Source organism: Bifidobacterium sp. UBA4282, assembly GCF_002394995.1.
Taxonomy (GTDB): domain Bacteria; phylum Actinomycetota; class Actinomycetes; order Actinomycetales; family Bifidobacteriaceae; genus Bifidobacterium; species Bifidobacterium pullorum_B.
In genome coordinates, this window is the sequence record NZ_DGVO01000041.1 from 93,431 (window position 1) to 113,594 (window position 20,164).

14 protein-coding genes and 1 tRNA gene are annotated in these 20,164 nt (G+C 61.9%); 11 read left to right on the top strand and 4 right to left on the bottom strand.

All coding sequences use genetic code 11. The features are described 5' to 3' along the window. The first annotated feature begins 232 nt into the window (after positions 1–232). Positions 233–3,037, top strand: coding sequence for a carbon-nitrogen hydrolase family protein (locus B4C31_RS06895; RefSeq protein WP_291531880.1), 2,805 nt, complete (start codon positions 233–235; stop codon positions 3,035–3,037). A gap of 230 nt (positions 3,038–3,267) precedes the next feature. Here B4C31_RS06895 and B4C31_RS06900 read toward each other — a convergent pair whose 3' ends face one another. Continuing rightward, positions 3,268–6,321, bottom strand: coding sequence for a family 43 glycosylhydrolase (locus B4C31_RS06900; RefSeq protein ID WP_291531881.1), 3,054 nt, complete (start codon positions 6,319–6,321; stop codon positions 3,268–3,270). Positions 6,322–6,868: 547 nt separating this feature from the next. Between B4C31_RS06900 and B4C31_RS06905 the strand changes: the two genes are divergently transcribed. Both B4C31_RS06905 and B4C31_RS06910 read left to right on the top strand, forming a co-directional pair. After that, positions 6,869–7,606 carry a hypothetical protein gene (locus B4C31_RS06905; RefSeq protein ID WP_291531882.1) on the top strand — a complete coding sequence of 246 codons (738 nt, stop codon included), beginning with the start codon at positions 6,869–6,871 and terminating at the stop codon, positions 7,604–7,606. An 89-nt stretch (positions 7,607–7,695) separates the two neighbouring features. Further along, a complete protein-coding gene (locus B4C31_RS06910; protein ID WP_291531883.1) occupies positions 7,696–9,195 on the top strand; it encodes an amidohydrolase family protein in 1,500 nt (499 codons plus the stop codon). Between the two features lie 45 nt (positions 9,196–9,240). Here B4C31_RS06910 and B4C31_RS06915 read toward each other — a convergent pair whose 3' ends face one another. The 3 genes from B4C31_RS06915 to B4C31_RS06925 all read right to left on the bottom strand — a co-directional run bounded on the left by B4C31_RS06915 (position 9,241) and on the right by B4C31_RS06925 (position 14,498). Beyond that, complete coding sequence (locus B4C31_RS06915; protein WP_291531884.1) at positions 9,241–9,705, bottom strand: hypothetical protein; 465 nt, start codon at positions 9,703–9,705, stop codon at positions 9,241–9,243. Between the two features lie 339 nt (positions 9,706–10,044). Next, complete coding sequence (locus B4C31_RS06920) at positions 10,045–11,058, bottom strand: ribose-phosphate diphosphokinase (protein ID WP_291531885.1); 1,014 nt, start codon at positions 11,056–11,058, stop codon at positions 10,045–10,047. 206 nt (positions 11,059–11,264) lie between these two features. Beyond that, complete coding sequence (locus B4C31_RS06925) at positions 11,265–14,498, bottom strand: heme utilization protein (RefSeq protein ID WP_291531886.1); 3,234 nt, start codon at positions 14,496–14,498, stop codon at positions 11,265–11,267. Positions 14,499–14,603: 105 nt separating this feature from the next. Between B4C31_RS06925 and B4C31_RS06930 the strand changes: the two genes are divergently transcribed. The 8 genes from B4C31_RS06930 (at position 14,604) to B4C31_RS06965 (ending at position 20,085) form a co-directional block, all read left to right on the top strand. Beyond that, on the top strand, positions 14,604–15,986 hold the full coding sequence (locus B4C31_RS06930; RefSeq protein WP_291531887.1) for a zinc ribbon domain-containing protein: 1,383 nt from the start codon (positions 14,604–14,606) through the stop codon (positions 15,984–15,986). A gap of 170 nt (positions 15,987–16,156) precedes the next feature. After that, entirely contained in the window at positions 16,157–16,453 is a 297-nt protein-coding gene (gene rpsF / locus B4C31_RS06935) for a 30S ribosomal protein S6 (RefSeq protein ID WP_193530677.1), read from the top strand. Positions 16,454–16,509: 56 nt separating this feature from the next. Then, complete coding sequence (locus tag B4C31_RS06940) at positions 16,510–17,142, top strand: single-stranded DNA-binding protein (RefSeq protein ID WP_291531888.1); 633 nt, start codon at positions 16,510–16,512, stop codon at positions 17,140–17,142. A gap of 58 nt (positions 17,143–17,200) precedes the next feature. Beyond that, a complete protein-coding gene (gene rpsR / locus B4C31_RS06945) occupies positions 17,201–17,449 on the top strand; it encodes a 30S ribosomal protein S18 (RefSeq protein WP_003810112.1) in 249 nt (82 codons plus the stop codon). A gap of 22 nt (positions 17,450–17,471) precedes the next feature. Next, a complete protein-coding gene (rplI, locus tag B4C31_RS06950; protein WP_033507813.1) occupies positions 17,472–17,918 on the top strand; it encodes a 50S ribosomal protein L9 in 447 nt (148 codons plus the stop codon). A 241-nt stretch (positions 17,919–18,159) separates the two neighbouring features. Then, positions 18,160–18,233, top strand: a tRNA-Lys gene (locus B4C31_RS06955). 117 nt (positions 18,234–18,350) lie between these two features. Further along, complete coding sequence (locus B4C31_RS06960; RefSeq protein ID WP_291531889.1) at positions 18,351–19,238, top strand: Fic family protein; 888 nt, start codon at positions 18,351–18,353, stop codon at positions 19,236–19,238. Positions 19,239–19,353: 115 nt separating this feature from the next. Beyond that, positions 19,354–20,085, top strand: coding sequence for an MIP/aquaporin family protein (locus tag B4C31_RS06965; RefSeq protein ID WP_291531890.1), 732 nt, complete (start codon positions 19,354–19,356; stop codon positions 20,083–20,085). Positions 20,086–20,164: the final 79 nt, after the last annotated feature.

A 20,164-nucleotide genomic window follows, 5' to 3' on the forward strand; every position in this document is an offset into this window, starting at 1 on the left:
CCCGCTGTTTGCTGCCGCGTTTCTGGGTCGTAAATTATCGGTGCCCGCATCGGCAGGAAGGTGCGTGTCGCCCGCGACAACGAAATATTTCCGAATCGCTTCCGAAAAAAATCGGTGCCAAGATACCGAATTGTCCGACTCCGAACTAAGGAATGCGTTGCGGCGTAGGCGTGGTGAGGATACGACGCGACCGAGGCACCTTGGTCGCTCTGCAAGAGAGGAACAAACAAAGATGAAACGACCGATGATTATTGCGAGTTCGCAGGAGGGTTCGAGACATGACTGGCAGTCATTGCGCGCGCGTGGTCGCCGTCTGCTGCTGAAAACCGTCGCAGTGGCCAGCGGCGTGGCCCTGTCGATGACGATGACGCTGGGCGCCGCGGGCAGCGCGTACGCTGATCCCTATACTAGCGACGCTGCCGCTCATACTGATGGGGTTGTTGTTAATGGGACCATTCCGGCCGGCCAGCTCTCCGTGGTGAATTTCCACCCGGTTTGGGGCAATAAGCAGGTCAACAAGGAAAGCATGCTCGACTACATTGACGAGGCTTCTGCGGCTGGAGTGAGGATGATTGTCTTCCCTGAGATGGCGTTGACCGGGTATGTATCATCCAGCGATCCGAATTCTCCTGCATATCGAATGGCTGTTTCCCAGGCTGAAACCACTGAAAGTCCCATCACCTTGGAATTGGCGTCGGCTGCAGACAAGTACGATATGTGGGTCATCTTCGGCACTCCCGAAAGGATTCCTGGCGATTCGGAGCATGCGTACAATTCCGCGTTCGCGGCCTCCCCGGATGGTACGGTGACGGCGTACCAGAAGATTTCGCCGGTAGAGGGCAGTTGGGCCACACCAGGTTCGACCCCTGTGATTCTGCAGACGCAATGGGGATTGGTCGGTCTGAGCATTTGCTACGACACGTATGCGATGCCTGAAATCGAACGGTACTATGCGGCGCAGGGTGTCAGCTTGTTGGTTAATCCGACCGCCACATCCCGTAGCTACACCGATATCGACGGCGATGGCGTCGCCGATGCGATTGGGTGGGAATGGTATTACCGAAATCGCCTCGAATCCATCGCCTCGCGTGACGGCCTGACCATCGCTAGCGCCGACTTGGTGGGCGCGGACGGCTACGCCGCGGACGGGGAGGCACAGCCGTATGATTTCCCGGGAGGCAGCGTCATCATGCAAGGCGCATTCGATGGCGGCGTGTATTACGCGGGCGAGAACCAAGATGGCACATTGCTGACCGGTGAGGCGGGCGCACTGACCAACAATGCTGATTTGCGGCTGAGCGTCGGCAGCACCACGCAGATCGCCAACGATTTCCACCCTGATTACTATGCGAAGTGGTATGACGAGCTTGCGGACATGCAGGAATCGGGTGATTCGCTGTCGTACTACTACGGCTCCGATGACGGTCCCACCGCGGCGGTAGCCAATGTCAGCGCCGTATGGGGTGACAAGCAGGCGAACGTCGACATGATGCTGCAATACGTTGACTATGCCGCATCGCAGGACGTCGATATCCTGGTCTTCCCCGAGACAATCCTGACCGGATACGACAGCACCGACCCAGTGGGTGCGAACGACGCACATACGGCGAATGCCGAGGTGAACAGGGAGCTCGCCTCCAGCGACGACTACATGCAGGTGGTTCTCGCCGAGAAGATCGTCGGTCCCGCAGGCGACACCAGCCGTGGCGAATCCGTTCAGCAGCTTGCCTCCGCAGCACAGCAGTACGACATGTACATCATCTTTGGCATGCCGGAGATGCCGGAGGGAGGTCCTATCGTGGAGGACGGTGCTGATAAGGTGTACAACTCCGCCGCGATTTGCTTCCCTGATGGCCATACCGAGTCGTTTCAGAAGATGCATCGCGCCGGTAGCGAGGAAACCGTATGGTCCGTGGCCGGCAGCACGCCCGTGATGATCGAGATGCCGGAATGGGCCGATTCGGAAGGCAATCCGTTGAAGGCGGGTGTCGAGATCTGCCGCGATGGGCACTTCTATCCGGAACTCGGCCGTTATTATGCGGCAGAGGGGGCGTCTCTGCTGTTGCATCCGACTGCGACGACCGGCAATGCTTGGTACCGGGAGAGCCGTATGGGCAGCTATACCGACCGTGACGGGTTGGCCGTGGTCTCAACCAACGTCTGGGGGCCCGACGGGTATCCGCTGGATGCCGACGGCAACCCGATATACTCGGTGGACGAATCCGGTGAGACGGTTTCGTCCAATAAGGAAGTGGCTGGATACAATTATTATGGTGTGGGCGCGGATCCGTTCCGCACGTCCAGTCTGATCATAACGCCGTGGTCGGGTCGAAACGGCACCTCGTTCGACTACGCGACTGGCAGCGCGCTGGATACGAGCGGCACAGGAAGGGGCGCATCCGAGGCGACGTCTGTCGACATGACGTTTGCCCAGGGTGCCTATGATCCGGATAACTTGGAATTCCGCACGATGAACCTTTCCGATACCGGCTTCGGCTTGACGAATTTCCAAGCCCGTTTGTATTCGCGCATGTACGACACGCTTGCCGCCCGGTATATTCCCGGATACGTTTCGCTGTACGGCGCCATGTCGGCCTTGGACAAGACTCCTCTGAGCGAACCGATCGCGGAGGCTCGGACGGTGCTGGATGGGGAGTCCGGTTCGTATACCGGCGATTCGCTGGCTGCCTTGGTTCCCGTGTATGAGGAGGCGCTGTCCCTGCAGGAAAACACCACATTCAGCAGCGAACAGAACGGTCTCGTCGTGGTTGCCGCCGAACGGCTCGCCGACGCGTTGGACGCCTTGGTGTCAGCCGACGGTGGGCAGGGCGATGCCGGGGTCGGCAGTGATGCCCCCGAATCCGGCGACATCACCGGGGCCGACGGTGACGACGTCGGTGCGACGGCATCCGCCGCGGAGACTGGGGGTGCGTTTGCACGGAGCGGTTCCGACATCATCGCCGTTGTGGTCACCGTGATTGTGTTGGCTGGCGCTGGCGCAGGGGTTTGGCTGGGTCGCAGGCGGGTGCGTCGGTGATGGCGTGACATCCCCGGCAACATGAGCGGATCGGTCCGGTCTCATCGCAATGTGTGAGGCGGCAGGGCCGATCCGCCCGTTTCGCATCCGTGCGCGGTTCAGGTGACCAAGGCACTGTCGTAATGGCATGGATGACTATCGGGTGTATTGCCTGACGACTCAGGAAATCCGGCGGGGCAAACGGCTGTTAGCCGTTCTTCCCGTCGGATTTCCCTAATCAGTCGTCCCCGTCAGCGGCGCTTCCTGCGCGCGAACGCGCACGCTCCGCCGAACGTGATCGCGACCATGGCGGCGAACAGTACCGGCACCGTCGCCGAGCCGGACTGCGCCAACGGCTTGGTCTCGTTCGTGTCTCCGGCCTGATTGTTGGGGTTGTTCTGGCCGGATTGGTCGATGGGGCTGTCTGGATCGGGCGATTGACCGGAATCATCCGGATCGGTGGGATCCGTCGGGCACGGTACGATCTCCGCGGTCGGCGGATCAATGGCCTTCGTGCCCCAGAACGCGGCGCGTCCGGTCTGATACTGCGCATCCGGACCGGCGTCGGGGAATACGTCGCCGCCCACGCCGGTGAAGAACATCGCGTAGTCGCTGGTTTCGGTGGTCTGCGTACCCAAGGTGGCCGTGTATGAGCCATGGAGCAGGCTGCCTTCCTCGGCGGCGTCGATGGTCATGGACACCGCGGTGCCATCCACGCTCCACGCTCCGGTGGCGGCACCACCGATTGTGCCGTCGGTGTTCAGCGTCACGGTTTGTGCATGGTAGATTGCGTCGCTGGAATCGCCGCCGCCGGCGTAGAACGCAATCGGGTTGTGCACCACAATCTCATAGTCGCCTGCCACCTGCTCGGTGGTGTATGCGTCCTGTTGACGCACGGTGCCGGATTTCTCATACGGTGCCATGACCAGCCATCCGTCGGGCGGTACCACCATGGGCTGCACCCGTACCTGATGCTCCTCAAGGTTGCCTTCGGTGCGCACGAAACGCGTGTGGAACACGTTGTAGACGCTGCCGTCATCGTCGGTCAAGATGGCGTTGCCGCCCTGTGCGGTCTTGACGTTCTCCGAGCCGGTCTGGCTGTACGAGCTCAGGATGCGCAATCCTCGGTTGAAGGCCTTGTCGTCGGGCACACCCTGGGTGTATACCGCCGAGTTGCCGTTCTGGTCCACGTATGGTCCGGTGATGTTCTCGGAGCGGAACTCACGCATCTGGTAGCCGCCTGTCTGGGTCAGACCGCCGTAGGAGAGGAACATGTACCAGTAGTCGCCTTGTTTGGTGAGCGCCACGCCTTCACCGGAGTTGCCGTATCCGCCGGCCAGTTTGTGGCCGTAGTACGCGTCGGAGACGTTCGGCACGGTTTCGTAGGTGGTGGTGTAGTCGCGCAGGCCGGTGGTCGGGTCGAGCTTGATCATCCAGATGCCGCCGAACCAGGAGCCGAGTGCCATCCACATGTCGTTGCCGTCGTATTTCACGCTGGCGTCGATGGCGTTGATGCCGGTATCCTGCAGGCTGTCGTACCGACTCAGGTCCGCGCCTTCGCCCAGCACGCGGTAGACGTCGGTCTGGTTGGCGTTGTCGGCATTGAACCCGGAGTAGATGACCGGACCCACGTAGGTCCAGTCGCCCTCGATGTCGTCGGCGGTCAGCAGCACCATGACGGTCTTCTGGTACTGTGCGCCGCCGCCGTTGACACTCAGGTACATGCACCACTTGTTCATTGTCGGGTTCCAGACCACTTCGGGCGCCCACATGTTGCCGGCAAGATCGGGATTGGTGTCCTGCTTCGGCCACGCTTCCCAGATGTCGCCGAGCACGGACTGGTAATCGGTCACGAGGTTGTTGGTGAAATACTCCCAGTGCTGCAGGTCGGTGCTCTTGGCGAATGCACGGTGCGAGCCGAAGATGTAGTATTTGCCGTTGGCCTTGATGATGCCCGGGTCGTGGGAGGTCACACGGGTGTGCGTCGGGTCATCGCCGGCGGCGGATGGCTGGACCATGACATCGAGGGTTTTGACGATTGGTTCGGCGAACGTGTCGGAGCTGATTGTGGCGGTCAACGTGACCGTCCGAGCGTTGCCGCAGGACGGGCGGGTGACCACGGTGGTGTAGGAAGTGGAGCCTTCTGTTAACGGTTCGATGGCCAGCGTGTCCGGATCGGATGAGGCCCAGGAGACGGTGCCGTCCACGTCATAGGATTCGACACGGACCGTGGCGGGCAGCAACAGGCTGCCGCGTACGTCGTCGGGGTTGTCGACGACCACGTTGGCGGCCACGATCTCGCGCAGTTCGTCCTCGGTCACGTCGTGGGGCACCGTGACCGTGAACTCGCGACTCACCGGTTCGGCGGGCGCGGACATTCCGTCCAACGGGGTAAGTGTGGCGGTCAGGGTGACGGCGGTGTCCTGGGGTTGCGGGGTGACGCTCGCCTCTCCGGTCGCATTGTCGACGCGGATCACCGTTTCATCGGATGATTCCCATGCGACGGTGGCGTTGCGCGTGCTGTTCGGCAGGGTGAAGTCGTTCTTGGCATAGGCCGGAACGTCGATGGCTGAGGCCTGGCTGTCAAGCAGATCTGCGACACCGTCGGTGGGCAGGGTCTGCGCAATCTGCTGTTGGGTCATCGCGCCGTCATAAACGGTGAACATCTTGATGGCGCCATGGTAATAGGCGTCGCCAACGCCGGGATAGCGGGATTCGCCGATGACGTTGTGCGTATGGTCGCCGAACTGTGCGGGATTGGTGGTGACCGGACTGCTGCCGACCTCACGACCGTTGATGTACAGGGTCACGGTGTTGGTCGTGCCGTCGATGGTGGCGGTGAAGGTCTGGAACTCGTCCATGGACAGGTTCTCGGAGGCTGAGAAGAAGGTCTCGCCGGCGCCGTTTTCCTTGGAGGTGATGGAGGTGTAGAGCGAGGTGTGGGTGGACGCGGCCCAGGATCCTTTGGCAGTCTGGCCTGTGCCGCCAAGTGACCACAGATAGGTCCATTGGCTGCCGGAGCTGTTGAACTCGTCGTTGCGCACCACGGTGGAGATGGTGGCGGAGGCGTGGTCCTTGAGGATGTCATCGGGCAGCTTCACGTAGTAGCTGCCATCCATCTGCAGGGCGCCTTCTTCGTAATGTCCCGCGGTTTCGTCATCCGAGTCGGTGACAACGGCGTCGCCGAACAACGAGTTCTCGACATCGTTGGCGACGGTGGTGGTGCCGTTGGCGGCGGTAGAGAAATCGTAGCTGACGATCGGTTGCGGCGTGGTTTCCTGCGCGGAAGCTGTGGTCGTTCCCATTCCGACAATGCCGAGCAGCAGTGCGGCGGCGGTCAGTGCGGCCGCCGGTTTGGCTCCGACGGTTCTGCATGAGCTGGAAGATGGAGGTATCAACGTCGGCGTTTTATAACGTTATAAATTTCGCATATGACCTTCCTCGTCTCTGATGTGCGTAGTGTGCGTGGACGAGTGCGGGGGCGCACCTCCGTGTCGTTGCGATGCGTCGACGCTTTTGGCGTGCGTACACCCTTGTGTTGCGGCATCGCTGCCGCGTGTCCACTGTAGCATCGTTTTCAACGTTGTACATTGAGGGGATATGTACCTAAAGAGGGAATCGACGGCATTGTGCGGAACTCGCGGCGTGCCGCATAGGGTGTTTGGGTGGTCATCAACGATTTGTCGTGAGAATGCTGGCGAGGGGGTCGCGTTGCGCGTCGTAGATGGGCAAACATCCTGAAGGTTGCGGAATAACGCCGGAATGGGCGGGTACCACGCCAGCGGGATGTTTCACGGTAGCATCGACATAGAAGGGTAACCAGCACCCTAAGTGATCAGAGGTGAGAGAACCATGGATTGGACATGGTGTGATGCGGTGAGCGCTATTGGCAACGTCGTCATGGCTTTGACCGCGTTGGCGGCGCTGATTTTTGCGGGTATTCAGTGTCGTGACTCCCTCAGGCAGCAGCGATGGGCCGAGGAACAGGAGGCAAAACAGGACGCGCGCGAGTTGGAGCGCCGTGAACGGCATGACTTGGAATTGCGGGAATCCCGTAACCGTGAGGTGTTCCGTGATAGGCAACGCGAGATCTCCCATGTGGAGGCGTTCGCCGTCATGCAACGGTGCTCCGGGGATTCGAGCAAGCCGCAGTTTCGGTATGGCATCGAGCTCAGCGTGCCCACCGAGGCTTCGATTTTCGACGTGCGACTTTGGGTTCGGTGGGTCGAGAGTGATTTCTCCCAGAAGCCCCGGTGCCGTACCGGTGCGGGCGGCGAGGGGAGGGAGAAATGCTACGCGGTCCCGGGCGCGTCCCACCCATGGCGCATGGTTCGTCCCGGCAACTGGCTGATCCGCCCCGCCACTACATACCCTTGGACCCACCCGCAACCGTTGCCATCCGACTCGGAGTGGATGTCCATCTACAGCACAACGGATGAGCATCAGGTCACCGAGATCGAATTCACCGACTGCTATGGCAACACATGGCGGCGCCGCTACAATACGAGCGCAACGGAAACCTACGCAGCGGCCTTCGAACTAACCTATGCCAATGAAGAAGAACTTGAGAACTTTGTTGTCGACGATTAAATGCATATCTACGGCACAACTTCCGGTAGATTGAAATCACCAAGCATCGATCAACAGGTACCAGCAGTAACGACGAGGAACATCGAACCATGAACACCATGCCAATCATCGCCGTCGATCTCAGCACCATCGCCTTCGCCGTCGAGGGCCCGGCTTACACGAGTGAGAGCGAGACCCATGTCGCGTATCGCCCGCAATCGCTGTATCTCGTCGGCACCGACGGCGTCATCGCGGCCGTCCTCACCCCGGCCGACCCGCAGTACCACGCCATCCGCGCCGAACTGGCCCGACTCAACCGGCTCACCAGCCTCGCCGACGGCCAGGTCCTGCTCCCCGGCTTCTCGGACCTGCACCTGCACGCCCCGCAGTGGGCGCAGGCCGGTGCCGCGCTCGACGAACCGCTCGAACGCTGGCTCGGCCGCTACACGTTCCCCACGGAGGCCCGCTTCGCCGACCTTGCGTACGCCGACCGCGCCCATCGCCATCTCGTCCAGGCCACGCTCGCCCGCGGCACTACCAGCGTCCTGTACTATGACACCATCGACCGCGCCGCCGCCGTCAACCTGGCGCACGTCTGCGCCGAACTCGGCCAGCGCGGCTTCATCGGCAAGGTCGTGATGGACGACCCGGAATCCAATCCCGACTATTACCGCGAGGACACCGCCACGGCGTTGGCCGAAACCGAACGGTTCATCAACGAGGTGCGTGAGTTCGCACACGCAGCTGCCGACAACGGTACCGACGCCAGTGGTGGTGCCGGTGTCGACTGCCGGGAAGATGCTGTGGCGGATGGTGTGACGTCTAATCGTGTATGTGACGCGGCACCGCCGATCGTCCAGCCGGTCATCACCCCGCGATTCATCCCCAGCTGCACCGACGCGGCCCTGGAGGGACTGGGCGAGCTGGCGGCCCGCTACCACTGCTTCACCCAGTCGCACTGTTCGGAAAGCGATTGGGAGCACCATACCGTATTCGAGCGCTACGGCCGGTCGGACACCGAGGCGCTCGACATGTTCGGCCTGCTGACGGATCATACGGTCATGCACCACTGCGTGTACCTGTCCGAATCCGATGCGGACCTGTTCGCTCGGCGCGGTGCGGCCGTGGCGCACTGCCCACTGTCCAACGCGTACTTCGCCAATGCGGTGGCGCCGGTGCGTCGGTATCGTCGCCAGGGCGTGACGGTCGGCCTGGGCACCGATATTTCCGGCGGCTACGATCCGAGCGTGCATGCGATGGTCCGTCTGGCGGCGATTGTCTCCCGCAATCTGGAATCCGGCGTGGACGCCTCGCATGAGGCGGCGGAACGTGGGGGAGTGTCGGACGCTCTGGTCACCCTTGACCGGGCGTTCTACCTGGCCACCGTTGGCGGTGCGGAGGCGTTGGGTGTACGTGCCGGACGCCTGGAGGCCGGCTACGCGTGGGATGTGCAGCTGATCGACGTGCACGCGCCGGGCAACGATCTGCCGATTTTCGAGAACGACGAGGATCCGGCGATCACGTTCCAGAAGATTATGAACCTCTCAACGCCGGCGAACATCCGTGCCGTATGGGTGCAGGGCCGCCTTGCCCACGGCACCCTGGCGTAAGACCGTGCCCGATTCCGGGTTGAACCGGGCACGACGAGGCCGGATTTACTCCTCGGCGGGGGCCAGGGCCTTGACGGCGACGTCGAGGTCGTTGGTGGCGGCGCGCAGATCGTTCGCGTACGTCTTGATCTCCTCGGTCACGGCCTCGATGTCCTTGGCCGAGCCGTCGGCCGGGCAGACCGGCATCTCGCCCAGAGCGTCGACTTCCTCCTGGGCGGCCTCCAGTGCTTCGAGCGCGGCCTCGTCGGCCCCATCCAAGTCCAGCGCGTCGGCGGACTCCTGCACGGTGGACAGCGTGTTCTGATGCACTTCGATCGCGGCGGCGTTGCGCTCGCACAGCGAAAGGGCTTCCTCGGTGTTGCCGCCGCCCTGGTTCATCATCAGGAACGCCACAATCGCGGCGATGACGACCACAACGACCACAACGGCGCCGATGATCAGCGGGGTCTTGGACTTTGCGCCATTCGATTGTGTCGATTCGGCGGCAGTCTTCTTCTCTGCTTCGGTCATGGGATGTTCTCCTATGGTATGCAATCGGTATGCATTGGTTATGCATTGGTTGTTTGCCGAAGCGAGTATACGCTGACCGTTGACGTTGCAGGGCTTACATGATTATGTGCGTGTCGCGGGAACGGGCGGGTAGTATGCAATCTTGTGCATAAGGATATGCGGGGATATGCGTTGCTGGCTGTGCAGCGCCGATTATGTGTCAGACAGTGTCAGACAGTATGGGGTGCAGCTGACGTAATATCACCGGCGGCTTGATTGACATGAAGATGCACCTGATCAGCGCAGGTGCGTGATCAGGTGCATTCTTGTTCGAACTTGTGTCGATAAAGTCGCGGTGATTTACGCGTAGATGTTGCGCGGGCGCATATCTTCGGGCAGGCCGTTGAGCAGCGTGCTGACCGAACCGGATTCGAACACGGAGCGGATGCCGGCGGCCAACAGCGGCGCCACGGACAGCACGGTCATGTTCGGCAGGCGCTTCTCCTCGGGCACCGGCACGGTGTCCATGAGTACGATCTCGCGCGCGCCGCACTGGCTCAGGCGTTCCACGGCCGGACCGGAGAGCAAGCCGTGCGTGGCCACCAGGGTCACGGAGGCTGCTCCGGCGTTGTTCAGAGTACGCACGGCCTCGCAGATGGTGCCGGCGGTATCGATCATGTCGTCCACCACCACGCAGTCGCGGCCTGCCACATCGCCGATGATGCCGTGCGCTTCCGCGCAGTTCGGGCGCGTGGTGTCACGGGTCTTGTGGATGAAGGCCAGCGGCAATCCACCGAGCTTGGCGGCCCACTGCTCGGAGACCTTGATGCGGCCCGCATCAGGGGAGACGATGGTGGTGTTCTCCAGCGGCAGGTGGCCGCGGACGTAGTCGAGCAGCACCGGCATGGCGGTCAGGTGATCGACGGGACCGTTGAAGAAGCCCTGCTCCTGCGCGGCGTGCAGGTCCACGGTCATGATGCGGTCGGCACCGGCGGTGCGGAACAGGTCGAAGACCAGGCGGGCGGTGATCGGCTCGCGACCCTGATGCTTCTTGTCCTGGCGGGAATAGCCCATGAACGGGCAGACGGCGGTGATGGAACGGGCGGAGGCGCGCTTGAGCGCGTCGATCATGATGAGCTGCTCCATCACCCACGTGTTGATCGGTTCGGTGTGCGACTGCATCACGAACACGTCGGCGCCGCGCACCGGCTCGGTGAATCGGATGTACATCTCGCCGTTCGCAAAGTCATAGGCGGTGGTTTCGAGCACGGTGGTGCCCAGGTATTTGGCGGTTTCCTCGGCTTGTTCGGGGTAGGCGCGTCCCGTCACCAGCGCCAGTCGCTTATCCGGTGTGCCTTCGAGAATCGCCGACATGTTCCGCCTTTCTCCGTAGCCTCTATGTGGCCTGTGCGGTTGCGCGACCCAGTCTGACGTATATGTTCTGCCGTCGCCGCGTTACAACCGTATCCAATATACAGGCAACCCGCCACCCAGGAGCGGATGGCGGGTTGCCTGTTACGTCATGGATTGTGTGAGTCAGACTCGGCTGCATGGTGGGTGCCTGCAGCCGGTCATCCGAATCAGTACGTGTCCATGGTGACGTTCACTTGGTCACCGTCGATCGTGAACGATCCGTAGACGTAGATGTAATCGGTGTAGTCGTCCGGTTCCCAGCTGTCGTCGTACTGACGATACTCGTAGGTCGCGGTGGCTTCGCCGCCGCTGGTCATGAACTCGCCGGAGCCAAGGTCGATGTAGTCAACCTCGGGCGATTCGGTGATGCTCCACGTCACGTTACGGTAGCGATCCTCCGAGAACGTGTACATGCTGAACGGGCAGCCTTCCGGTTCGAATTCGGTGGAGGCAGCGCAGGTCTGCAGTTGTGCGTCGAGCCCATCTTGAACCGCCTGAACGAGTGCGTCGGTTGCCTCGACGCTCGTGTAGGCATAGGTAGAGCCGTTCGTGCTTACGGTGGCCGGTCCGTCGCCGGATTCGGTGATGAACTCGGTTTCCGTGACCGCGATGCGGTAGGTTCCCGGATAGACCTTGAACACCAGATCCGAGCCGAAGGAGCCGCTGACGGCGTTCTCCTCACCGACCTCAACGCCGTTGATGGTCAATCCCGGTGTGGCAGCGTCGGTGGAGACCGTGATCTCCTTGAGCAGCGGCGTGGTGACGGTCCAGTCGCGGAAGATCAGGAACTGCGAGCCGGACGGTGCCATGGTGAAGGTGTCGTTCACCGGTTCGCCGCCGATGGTGTAGGTCACGTTCACGAGCTTGGAGCCGTCCGCGCTGTCGGTGATACCGGTGACTCGGGCGTTGGTGATGGTTGCGTTCTCGGTCTGCGCGGCCTTGTTCGTCAGCAGCAGATGCTGGTCCTGGTCGAGCTGCGGGTCGGCGATGTTGTTCGCCTCCTCGTAGTCGCCGCTGGACAGCGCCGCCACGTAGCGGTCGGCGACAGACTGGGGGCTGAACACCGTGGCATTCAGCACCGCATAGGCGATGCCAAGCACGGCGATCACGCCTACCACAACCGCGCCGATGATGATGCCGGTCTTCTGCTTGGCAGTCAGCGGCTTACCCTTCGGCGCAGCCGGAGCGGCCGGCGGTATGACGGGCGGCATCTGCGCAGTGGCGGACGTGGTGGGCGGCACCTGATCGGTGAGCGCCGGCATGGCGGCAGCTGTCGGAATCTGCTGTGTCGGCGTTGTCTGCTGCGCAGGTGTTACCGGAATCGGTTGCGTCGCGTTGGCGGCATTGGGGGTATCCGGCCCCGTCGGGGCGGACATCGGAACAGCAGTCGGGGGCTGCCATGTCTGCGTTGTGGCTGCCGGCGTGGTTCCGACGGAATCGACAGAAGCCTGTTCCGAGGCGGTATCGAATCCGGACGGCTGCTGCGCGGCGTTGGCCTTCTTCGGCGAGCAGGCCGCCACATAATCCGCCACGTTCTGCGGCGTCTGCTGCACGGTGCCACCTACGAACACCTTCCACAGGCCCGGCATGGAGGTCACCAGCGACGGACCGAAGGTCAGCGCAACCACCTCAACCAGGAAAGCCCAGATGGCCGCCACCAGGAAGAACCACATGGCCGGGCCGAACGCCGCCGAGAACGAGCCCTGGGTCGAAACCGAAGCCGTGACGTTCATGGATGCGACGGCGAAATCAATCACCAGCCAAGCGACCAATGCCACAACCGGCGACTTCCAGGAATGCTTCCAATCGGCGTAGGCGCGGTCATACATGTTGCGGGCGGCGGCACGCAGCGCGACGTACAGTGTGGCGACGATGAACACGACGACGAGTGCCACGAACACCCAGCGCGCATTCCCCATGCCGGAGGCGAATACCGAAATACCGGTAGACTGCTGGCCGGTGATTGTTACATCCAACGATCCGAGAGCGCCGATGACGAAGGTGGCGATCGGCAGGAACGGGAACAGGAAGAAGACCAGCGCCAACGCGGACGGATCCTTGCCGGAGATGGCCATGGCAATCAGTGCAATGACGCCGATGACGGTGAACACCACAGCGTACACCATGATGGACTCCGCAATGGTGCGCACGAAGCCACGCGTGCGGTGCATCCAACGCCAGGCGGCGATGAACACGTTGCTGGAATCAGGGGCGAACTGGGCCAACGCGTAGCCGGCCAGTGCGCCGAGTCCCGCGATGAGGAACGTCATCAGGAAGGTTCGGAAGGTCGCACCCACCAACGAGGCGGAAGCGCCGTATCCTCCGCTGGCCACACTGAGGCTGAGCGGGAAGACCGCACCCAGCACCAGATACAGGATGGAGGTCACCAGGCCGACGGCCGCGGCGCTGATTGCGCCGGTCCACGCGAACCGGATGCCGGATTTCCGGGCGAACCAGTAGGCGCCGAACGCCGCGCCGACCATCAGGGCGACGCCGGACAGCCCAACGGGCATGGACAGGGAGACATTCGCCAGTGAATCCAGCGAGATTCCCGCGGCGGACGCGCTCAGGGAGAACGCGCCGGAGACGCCCATAATCAGCGACATGACCAGCAGCTGGAAGAAATTCAGACCGGAAACCATCGAACCGAGGTCGCCCATACCGCCATACGACATGACGGACGAGAACTGGCCCATGCCAGAGAATGCCTGACTGGAGCCGGCCAGGCAGACAATGGCGCTGATCAGCGCGATGACAACGGCCGACCCCAGGCCGATACCGAGGGAAACGCCGGCGGTCTGCAGCACCGCGGGAGCAGTGAGCTCCTTGACCGTGGCATTGGAGGTAATGGCTTGCGTGTTGATAATCGGTGCCTGGGTCGGCTGAATGGGTGGCACCTGCTGAACAAGTGGCACCGGTCCGGCGGCGGACTGGTCCTGGAAATCGGGGGTCTGCGGTGCCTCCGGCTGTTCGGGCGCGGGCTGATAATTCGTCGGTGCCGGCTCCGCTTGTGCCGGCTCTGCTTGTGCCGGCTCCGCCGGCATCGGTATGGCCATGGTCGGCTGCTCCTGAGCGGGGATTGCCGTTGTCGGAGCGTCGTCGGGAGCTGGCGCTTCTGCGGGTTCATCAAGGGGAGCCTGCGGCGTAGCCGTGGTGTTGTCCCCTGCACTGTCCTCGACCGCGGGCTCGACATTCGACGCCGGTGCGGGGGATTCACCGGCCTCAACGAATCCGTCAACGGGTGCCGGCACCGCGACGCCGGCCTCGGCCGCCGTCGGTTGCGCTGCTGCCGGCTCGGCTGCCATCGGTTCAGTTACCATCGGCTCGGTCGCCGTCGGTTCCTCGGAAACCGGCTGGGAGGAGCCGGAGAACTGAGGCATGGGCATCGTTGCTTCCACCACAGGCTCTTCCATATTGGTAGGCGCGGCGGTTGGGGTGGGGAGCGTGGGCATCGGCTGGCCACATTGCGCGCAGAACCTTGCCCCCTCCCTCATTTGCGCTCCACAGTGAGGACAGAACATGACAACTCCTTTCGGAAATGGGTTGTTCTCTTCTTGTATCCCATGCTAGCCATACTTTTCAGGAGACGGTACATATCTACCGACATGAGAGAAGCGGTCTTATACTGGCACCGTCAGCCGGTGGACAATCGGATGAAAGGGGATGCAATGATGCCATGTCAATCCTGCGGCGCTCCCATGGGGGAGCAGGATAAATTCTGCATGCGGTGCGGCGCTGCCAGACAGGAGCCTGCTCGGCCGGCGGCTACGAATCCGTCTACGGTCTGTCCGGCGTGCGGTGCCGCGATTGATGATTCGATGCGCTTCTGCATGCATTGCGGCGCGGAGTTGTTCCGACCTGCCGCTCCGGTTGCTTCGGCAGTTCCCGTAGAACCTGAACCGCAGCGGAAACGCGGAATGACTAAGGGTGCCGTGGCGGCGATTGCGGCTGTGGTGGTGGCGGTTATTGCGATTGCCGCATTCGGCGTCTGGTGGTTCGTGCTGCGCGACGATGCCTCGGCACAGTCCGGTACCGCCGGAACATCGCTGTCCGGTAAATCATCTGAATCGTCGGACTCAAATGACGCGGAGGATACGGCCGATTCCGGTGACGCCGATGCACGGGGGCACGCTTCGGCGGGGGATGAATCGCGGACAGTTGTCTGCACGGTGCCGGATGCGTCACTGTCGGATGTGAGACTCAGGGGGACCTTGCTGATCGCCAGTGTGGATTTCGAATCGGAATCATGTGGGGACTCCTCATATTCCGCCGCAGGGGTGCAGGTCACGATACAGGATGACGGCAACGTTGTGGCCGCGGCCATCTACGACTTTGGAGACGATCCACTGGAATTCGATGACGGAACGGCACAGGCCGATCTGGCATTCACCACGGTGCAATACTGGCGTCCGTATGATCAGATTGATGTTTCAGACGCGAGCGTTGAACTCACCGAGGGCGCAACGGCATCAGGTGCTTCCGCGGCTGCCGCCGAAGGAGCGTTGGGCGGGGCGAACATTGCGGACGCGGATATCGAACGGTATGCGCAGCTGGCCATGAGCTGGCAGCTGGATCATGACACGACCGCGGCGAACGCCTTCTACTCCACATTCACCACGCAGTTGTCCAGCAAGCAATATGGTATGCAAGTGGAAGGGAAAACCTGGAAATATCGGGATATCTACGAACAGTTCCTGCAGCGGCGCGCGAAGCACCCGAATGCGCTGTTCATCTGGTCAGGCGACTATCCGACCTACCAGGAGAACGGTACCACGGACTTCTACGTCATTCTGTCGGGCGAAGGATTCGGCAGCGCCGCGGACGCCACCGCATGGTGCCCGGCCAACGGGTACAGCACCGATGACTGCATCGCCGTGAATCTGCAGTAGCGGGTGGCACGTTGCACGGAAGCGGCGCGGGGACGCCGGTATCGGGCATGCCTCAATGTCTGTGCCGCGGGTTATCCTTACACGGTTGCCCGCAGAGTATCTGCGGATAACACGCAAACACACTCCTGCCACGGAAGGTCCGTGGCCGAATAGTCCGAAGGAGGTGGGTGATGTCTGCGCATAAGTACGAATTGATGTTCATTGCCGATCCTGAGCTGGATGAGCGCGGTCTGAAGAAGCTGACCGAGCAGTATCTGGAGATCGTCACCAACGAGGGCGGTTCCGTCGAGAATATCGACATCTGGGGCCGTCGCAAGCTCGCCTATGAGATCGCCGGCAAGACCGAGGGCAACTACGTGGTGGTCAACTACACCTGCGAGCCCGCCACGAACGATGAGCTCGACCGTGTGCTCAACCTCAACGAATCCGTGATCCGTACGAAGATCCTTCGTAAGGACGTCAAGTAAGTCGTCAATACGGCGCAACCAAGCTGGAATATAGGTACTAGGTAAGAAGGCACGACATGGCAGGCGAGACCGTCATCACCGTCATCGGTAACCTCACCGCGGATCCCGAGCTGCGCACCATCGGCAGTGGCGCTTCCGTGGCGAGCTTCACCATCGCCTCGACCCCGCGCACGTTCAACCGGCAGTCCGGACAGTGGGAGGACGGGCAGGCGCTCTTCATGCGCTGCTCGGCCTGGCGTGAACTCGCCGACCACTGCGCCCAGTCGCTGACCAAGGGCATGCGCGTCATCGCACAGGGCCGTCTGCAGCAGCGTTCGTATCAGGCGAACGATGGCACCAACCGCACCGTCGTGGAGATGCAGATCGACGAGATTGGCCCGTCGCTGCGCTACGCCACCGCCCAGGTCACCCGTCAGAGCTCCGGCTTCTCGGGCGGCAATCGTGGCGGATTCGGCGGAGGCAACAACGGCGGATTCCAGAACAACGGTGGGTATCAGGGCGGTGCCGGGTACTCCGGCGGAGCCTCCTACCAGAGCGGTGGGTACCAGGGTGGTGCCTCTTCGGCACCCATGGCCGCACAGTCCGGTCCGGCCGTCGATCCGTGGAGCGATGCCGGTTCCGGCTCCTCCTTCTCGTCATTCGGGGCCACGACCGATTTCGGTGGCGACTCCGAGGAACCCGAGTTCTAAACCGTACCTTTTCCAATACGCATCATTGCGCTGAATCAGTTGTAAGGAGAACATCACAATGTCACGCAAGAGGCCGCAGCCGCCGGTCAAGCCGTTCAAGAAGAAGCCGAACCCGCTGAAGGCTGCCAAGGTTACCGAGATCGATTACAAGGACGTTGCGCTGCTGCGCAAGTTCATCTCCGATCGCGGCAAGATCCGTTCCCGTCGTATCACCGGTGTCACCGTGCAGGAGCAGCGCGAGATCTCGAAGGCCATCAAGAACGCCCGCGAGATGGCTCTGCTGCCGTACGCCACCTCGGGTCGCTGATCTGGATTAGGAGGATTGCATCATGGCTGAAACCAAGGTTATTCTCACCCAGACCGTCTCCAACCTCGGCCAGTCCGGTGACGTGGTCACCGTCAAGGCCGGCTACGCGCGCAACTACCTGATCCCGCAGGGCATGGCCTTCGCGTGGACCAAGGGTGCCGCTGCCCAGATCGAGGCCATGCGCCGCGCCCGTCTGGCCAAGGCCGTCGCCACCCGCGAGGATGCCGTCGCCGCCAAGGCCGCCATCGAGGGCACGACCGTTGAGATCGCCGCCAAGGTGTCCGAGTCCGGCAAGCTGTTCGGTGGCATCTCCGCCGACGCGATCGCCAAGGCTCTGGCCGACAAGGCTGCCGTCGATCCGAAGGCCATTGAGGTCGAGGTCATCAAGACCACCGGTGAGTTCCCCGCCACCGTGGCTCTGCACCCGGAGATCACCGCGTCCTTCACCGTGAAGGTTGTGGCTGAGTAAGACCCGGTCACCAGGCTGAAACGAGTCTGAGCTTAAGCATTCGACCCCGCTGTTCGCCGCTTTTGCACGGCGGACGGCGGGGTTTGTCGTTATGGCGCGTGCGGGGGGGGATACATCGACAGGCCGGCTTGACGCGGCATTTGATGGCAAATCATGAAGCGCGACACGCCGAAGCTTGCGAGTCGGTGAATTCTGAGTATAGTAATCACTCGGCTCAAGAAAACAGAGAGCCGCTGAGCAAGCCCCTTTAGCTCAGTTGGTTAGAGCAGCTGACTCTTAATCAGCGTGTCCAGGGTTCGAGTCCCTGAGGGGGCACCCGCAAGGTCCCGACCGTTCGCGGTCGGGACCTTTTCGTATTCATGTACCATACGATCCCTGGGCTCTCGTCCAACATGAGTATGAGCAACGTGCGGGCGATGGATTGGAGCGTCTATGAGCAGACTTGTGGATTGGCTGGTGCGGGAGCGCAGCGAACGGGTGTCTCATGGGTTGTACTACAACACGCAGATCGCCATGGGGTACAATTCGAACCACATGGAGGGCTCCACGCTGACCCCGGAGCAGACGGCCCAGCTGTTCACTACCGGTTCGGTACTGGCGGATGGGCCGGATGACATCATCCGCGCCGATGACGTCATCGAGATGGGCAATCACTTCCGCATGTTTGACTGGATGCTTGATCATGTCGACGATCCGGTTGATAAGACCATGGTCTGCACGATGCAGTCGATCCTGAAACGTGGCACCAGCCAGGAATCGAATCCGGACAGGAATATCGGCGGATACAAGATTCTGCCGAATGTGATCAGTGAGATCGAACAGATCCATACCGTTCTCCCCGCTGACGTGCCGGCCGCCATGAATGTGGTCTACGAGCTATACCGGAATCTTACGGATGACCCCTATGCGATCGCGAAGGCCCACTGGATGTTCGAATCCACACACCCGTTGTCGGACGGCAACGGTCGCGTCGGCAGGATGATCATGTTCAAGGAACTGCTGCGTATCGATACGGTGCCGGCTGTGGTTCGCGACTCGCAGAAGCTGCTGTACTATCGCGGTCTGCGTAACTTTTCTGGTGAGTCTGGCTATCTGGTCGATACGCTGCTGTCCGAGCGCGATTACTATCGGGACCGATTCATCGAGCAACTTGCCCCCGGCCGCATCGAGTACACGTATGTGGACACCTGGGATCGGACTCCCATCGAGCGGCGTCATACTGCGCAGCCGGCGCATAACCCCTTCGTCAAGGATCACTGGGATACCGTTGATGTGTACCAGCGGGTTGACCCGTCTTCCATCGAGCCGGATGCCGCCTGACGGCCAGGTTGTGCCTCGTACAGCGGGCGAGGTAAGGTAATCGATGTTCTTTAGGCGCCGAACGAAGTCTCGTCGCCTGTAATACGAGAGTATCGAGAGAAGACAAGGGATCCGCATGGAATACTCGCTCTTTACCAAATTGGCAGCCGAATTCATCGGCACGGCCGTCCTCATGGTGTTCGGCAACGGCGCCGTGGCGAACGTGGAACTGAAAAACACCAAGGGTCATCATGCCGGCTGGCTGACCATCGCCATGGGCTACGGCTTCGGCGTCATGTTCCCCGTGCTCATGTTCGGCGGCATCTCCGGCGCGCACATCAACCCGGCCATGACGCTGGCCCAGGCCATCAACGGCATGTTCCCCTGGGGTGAAGTGCTCCCGTATATCATCGCCCAGCTGCTCGGCGCGCTTGTGGGCCAGCTGATCGTGTTCGTGACCTACTACCCGCATTATCGCGACACCGAGGAGGCGGAGGCCATCTTCGGCACCTTCAGCACCACCGACGCCTACAACTCGAAGGTCAACTACTTCGTCAACGAGTTCTTCGGCACGCTGATGCTCGTGCTTGGCGCGCTGTGCTGCCTGAGCCTGCCGTGGGGCGCTGCGAATCCGGCTGCCGCATCGATCGTGGTCGGTTTCATCGTGTGGGGTCTGGTGACCTCGATGGGCGGCCCGACCGGCCCCGGCCTGAACCCCGCCCGCGACCTGATGCCGCGACTGCTGCACCAGCTGCTGCCGATCCCGCACAAGGGTTCCTCGCGCTGGGGCGAGGCCTGGATTCCGGTGGTCGCCCCGATCCTGGGCGCGATCGTCGGCGCGTGGCTGTTCTGCACGCTGTTCGCCTGATCGAACAGATTCCTGTTATGGTGGCCTGGCGGGGCTGCCGCACTAAATATGCCTTGTGCATTTAGTTGCGGCGGCCCCG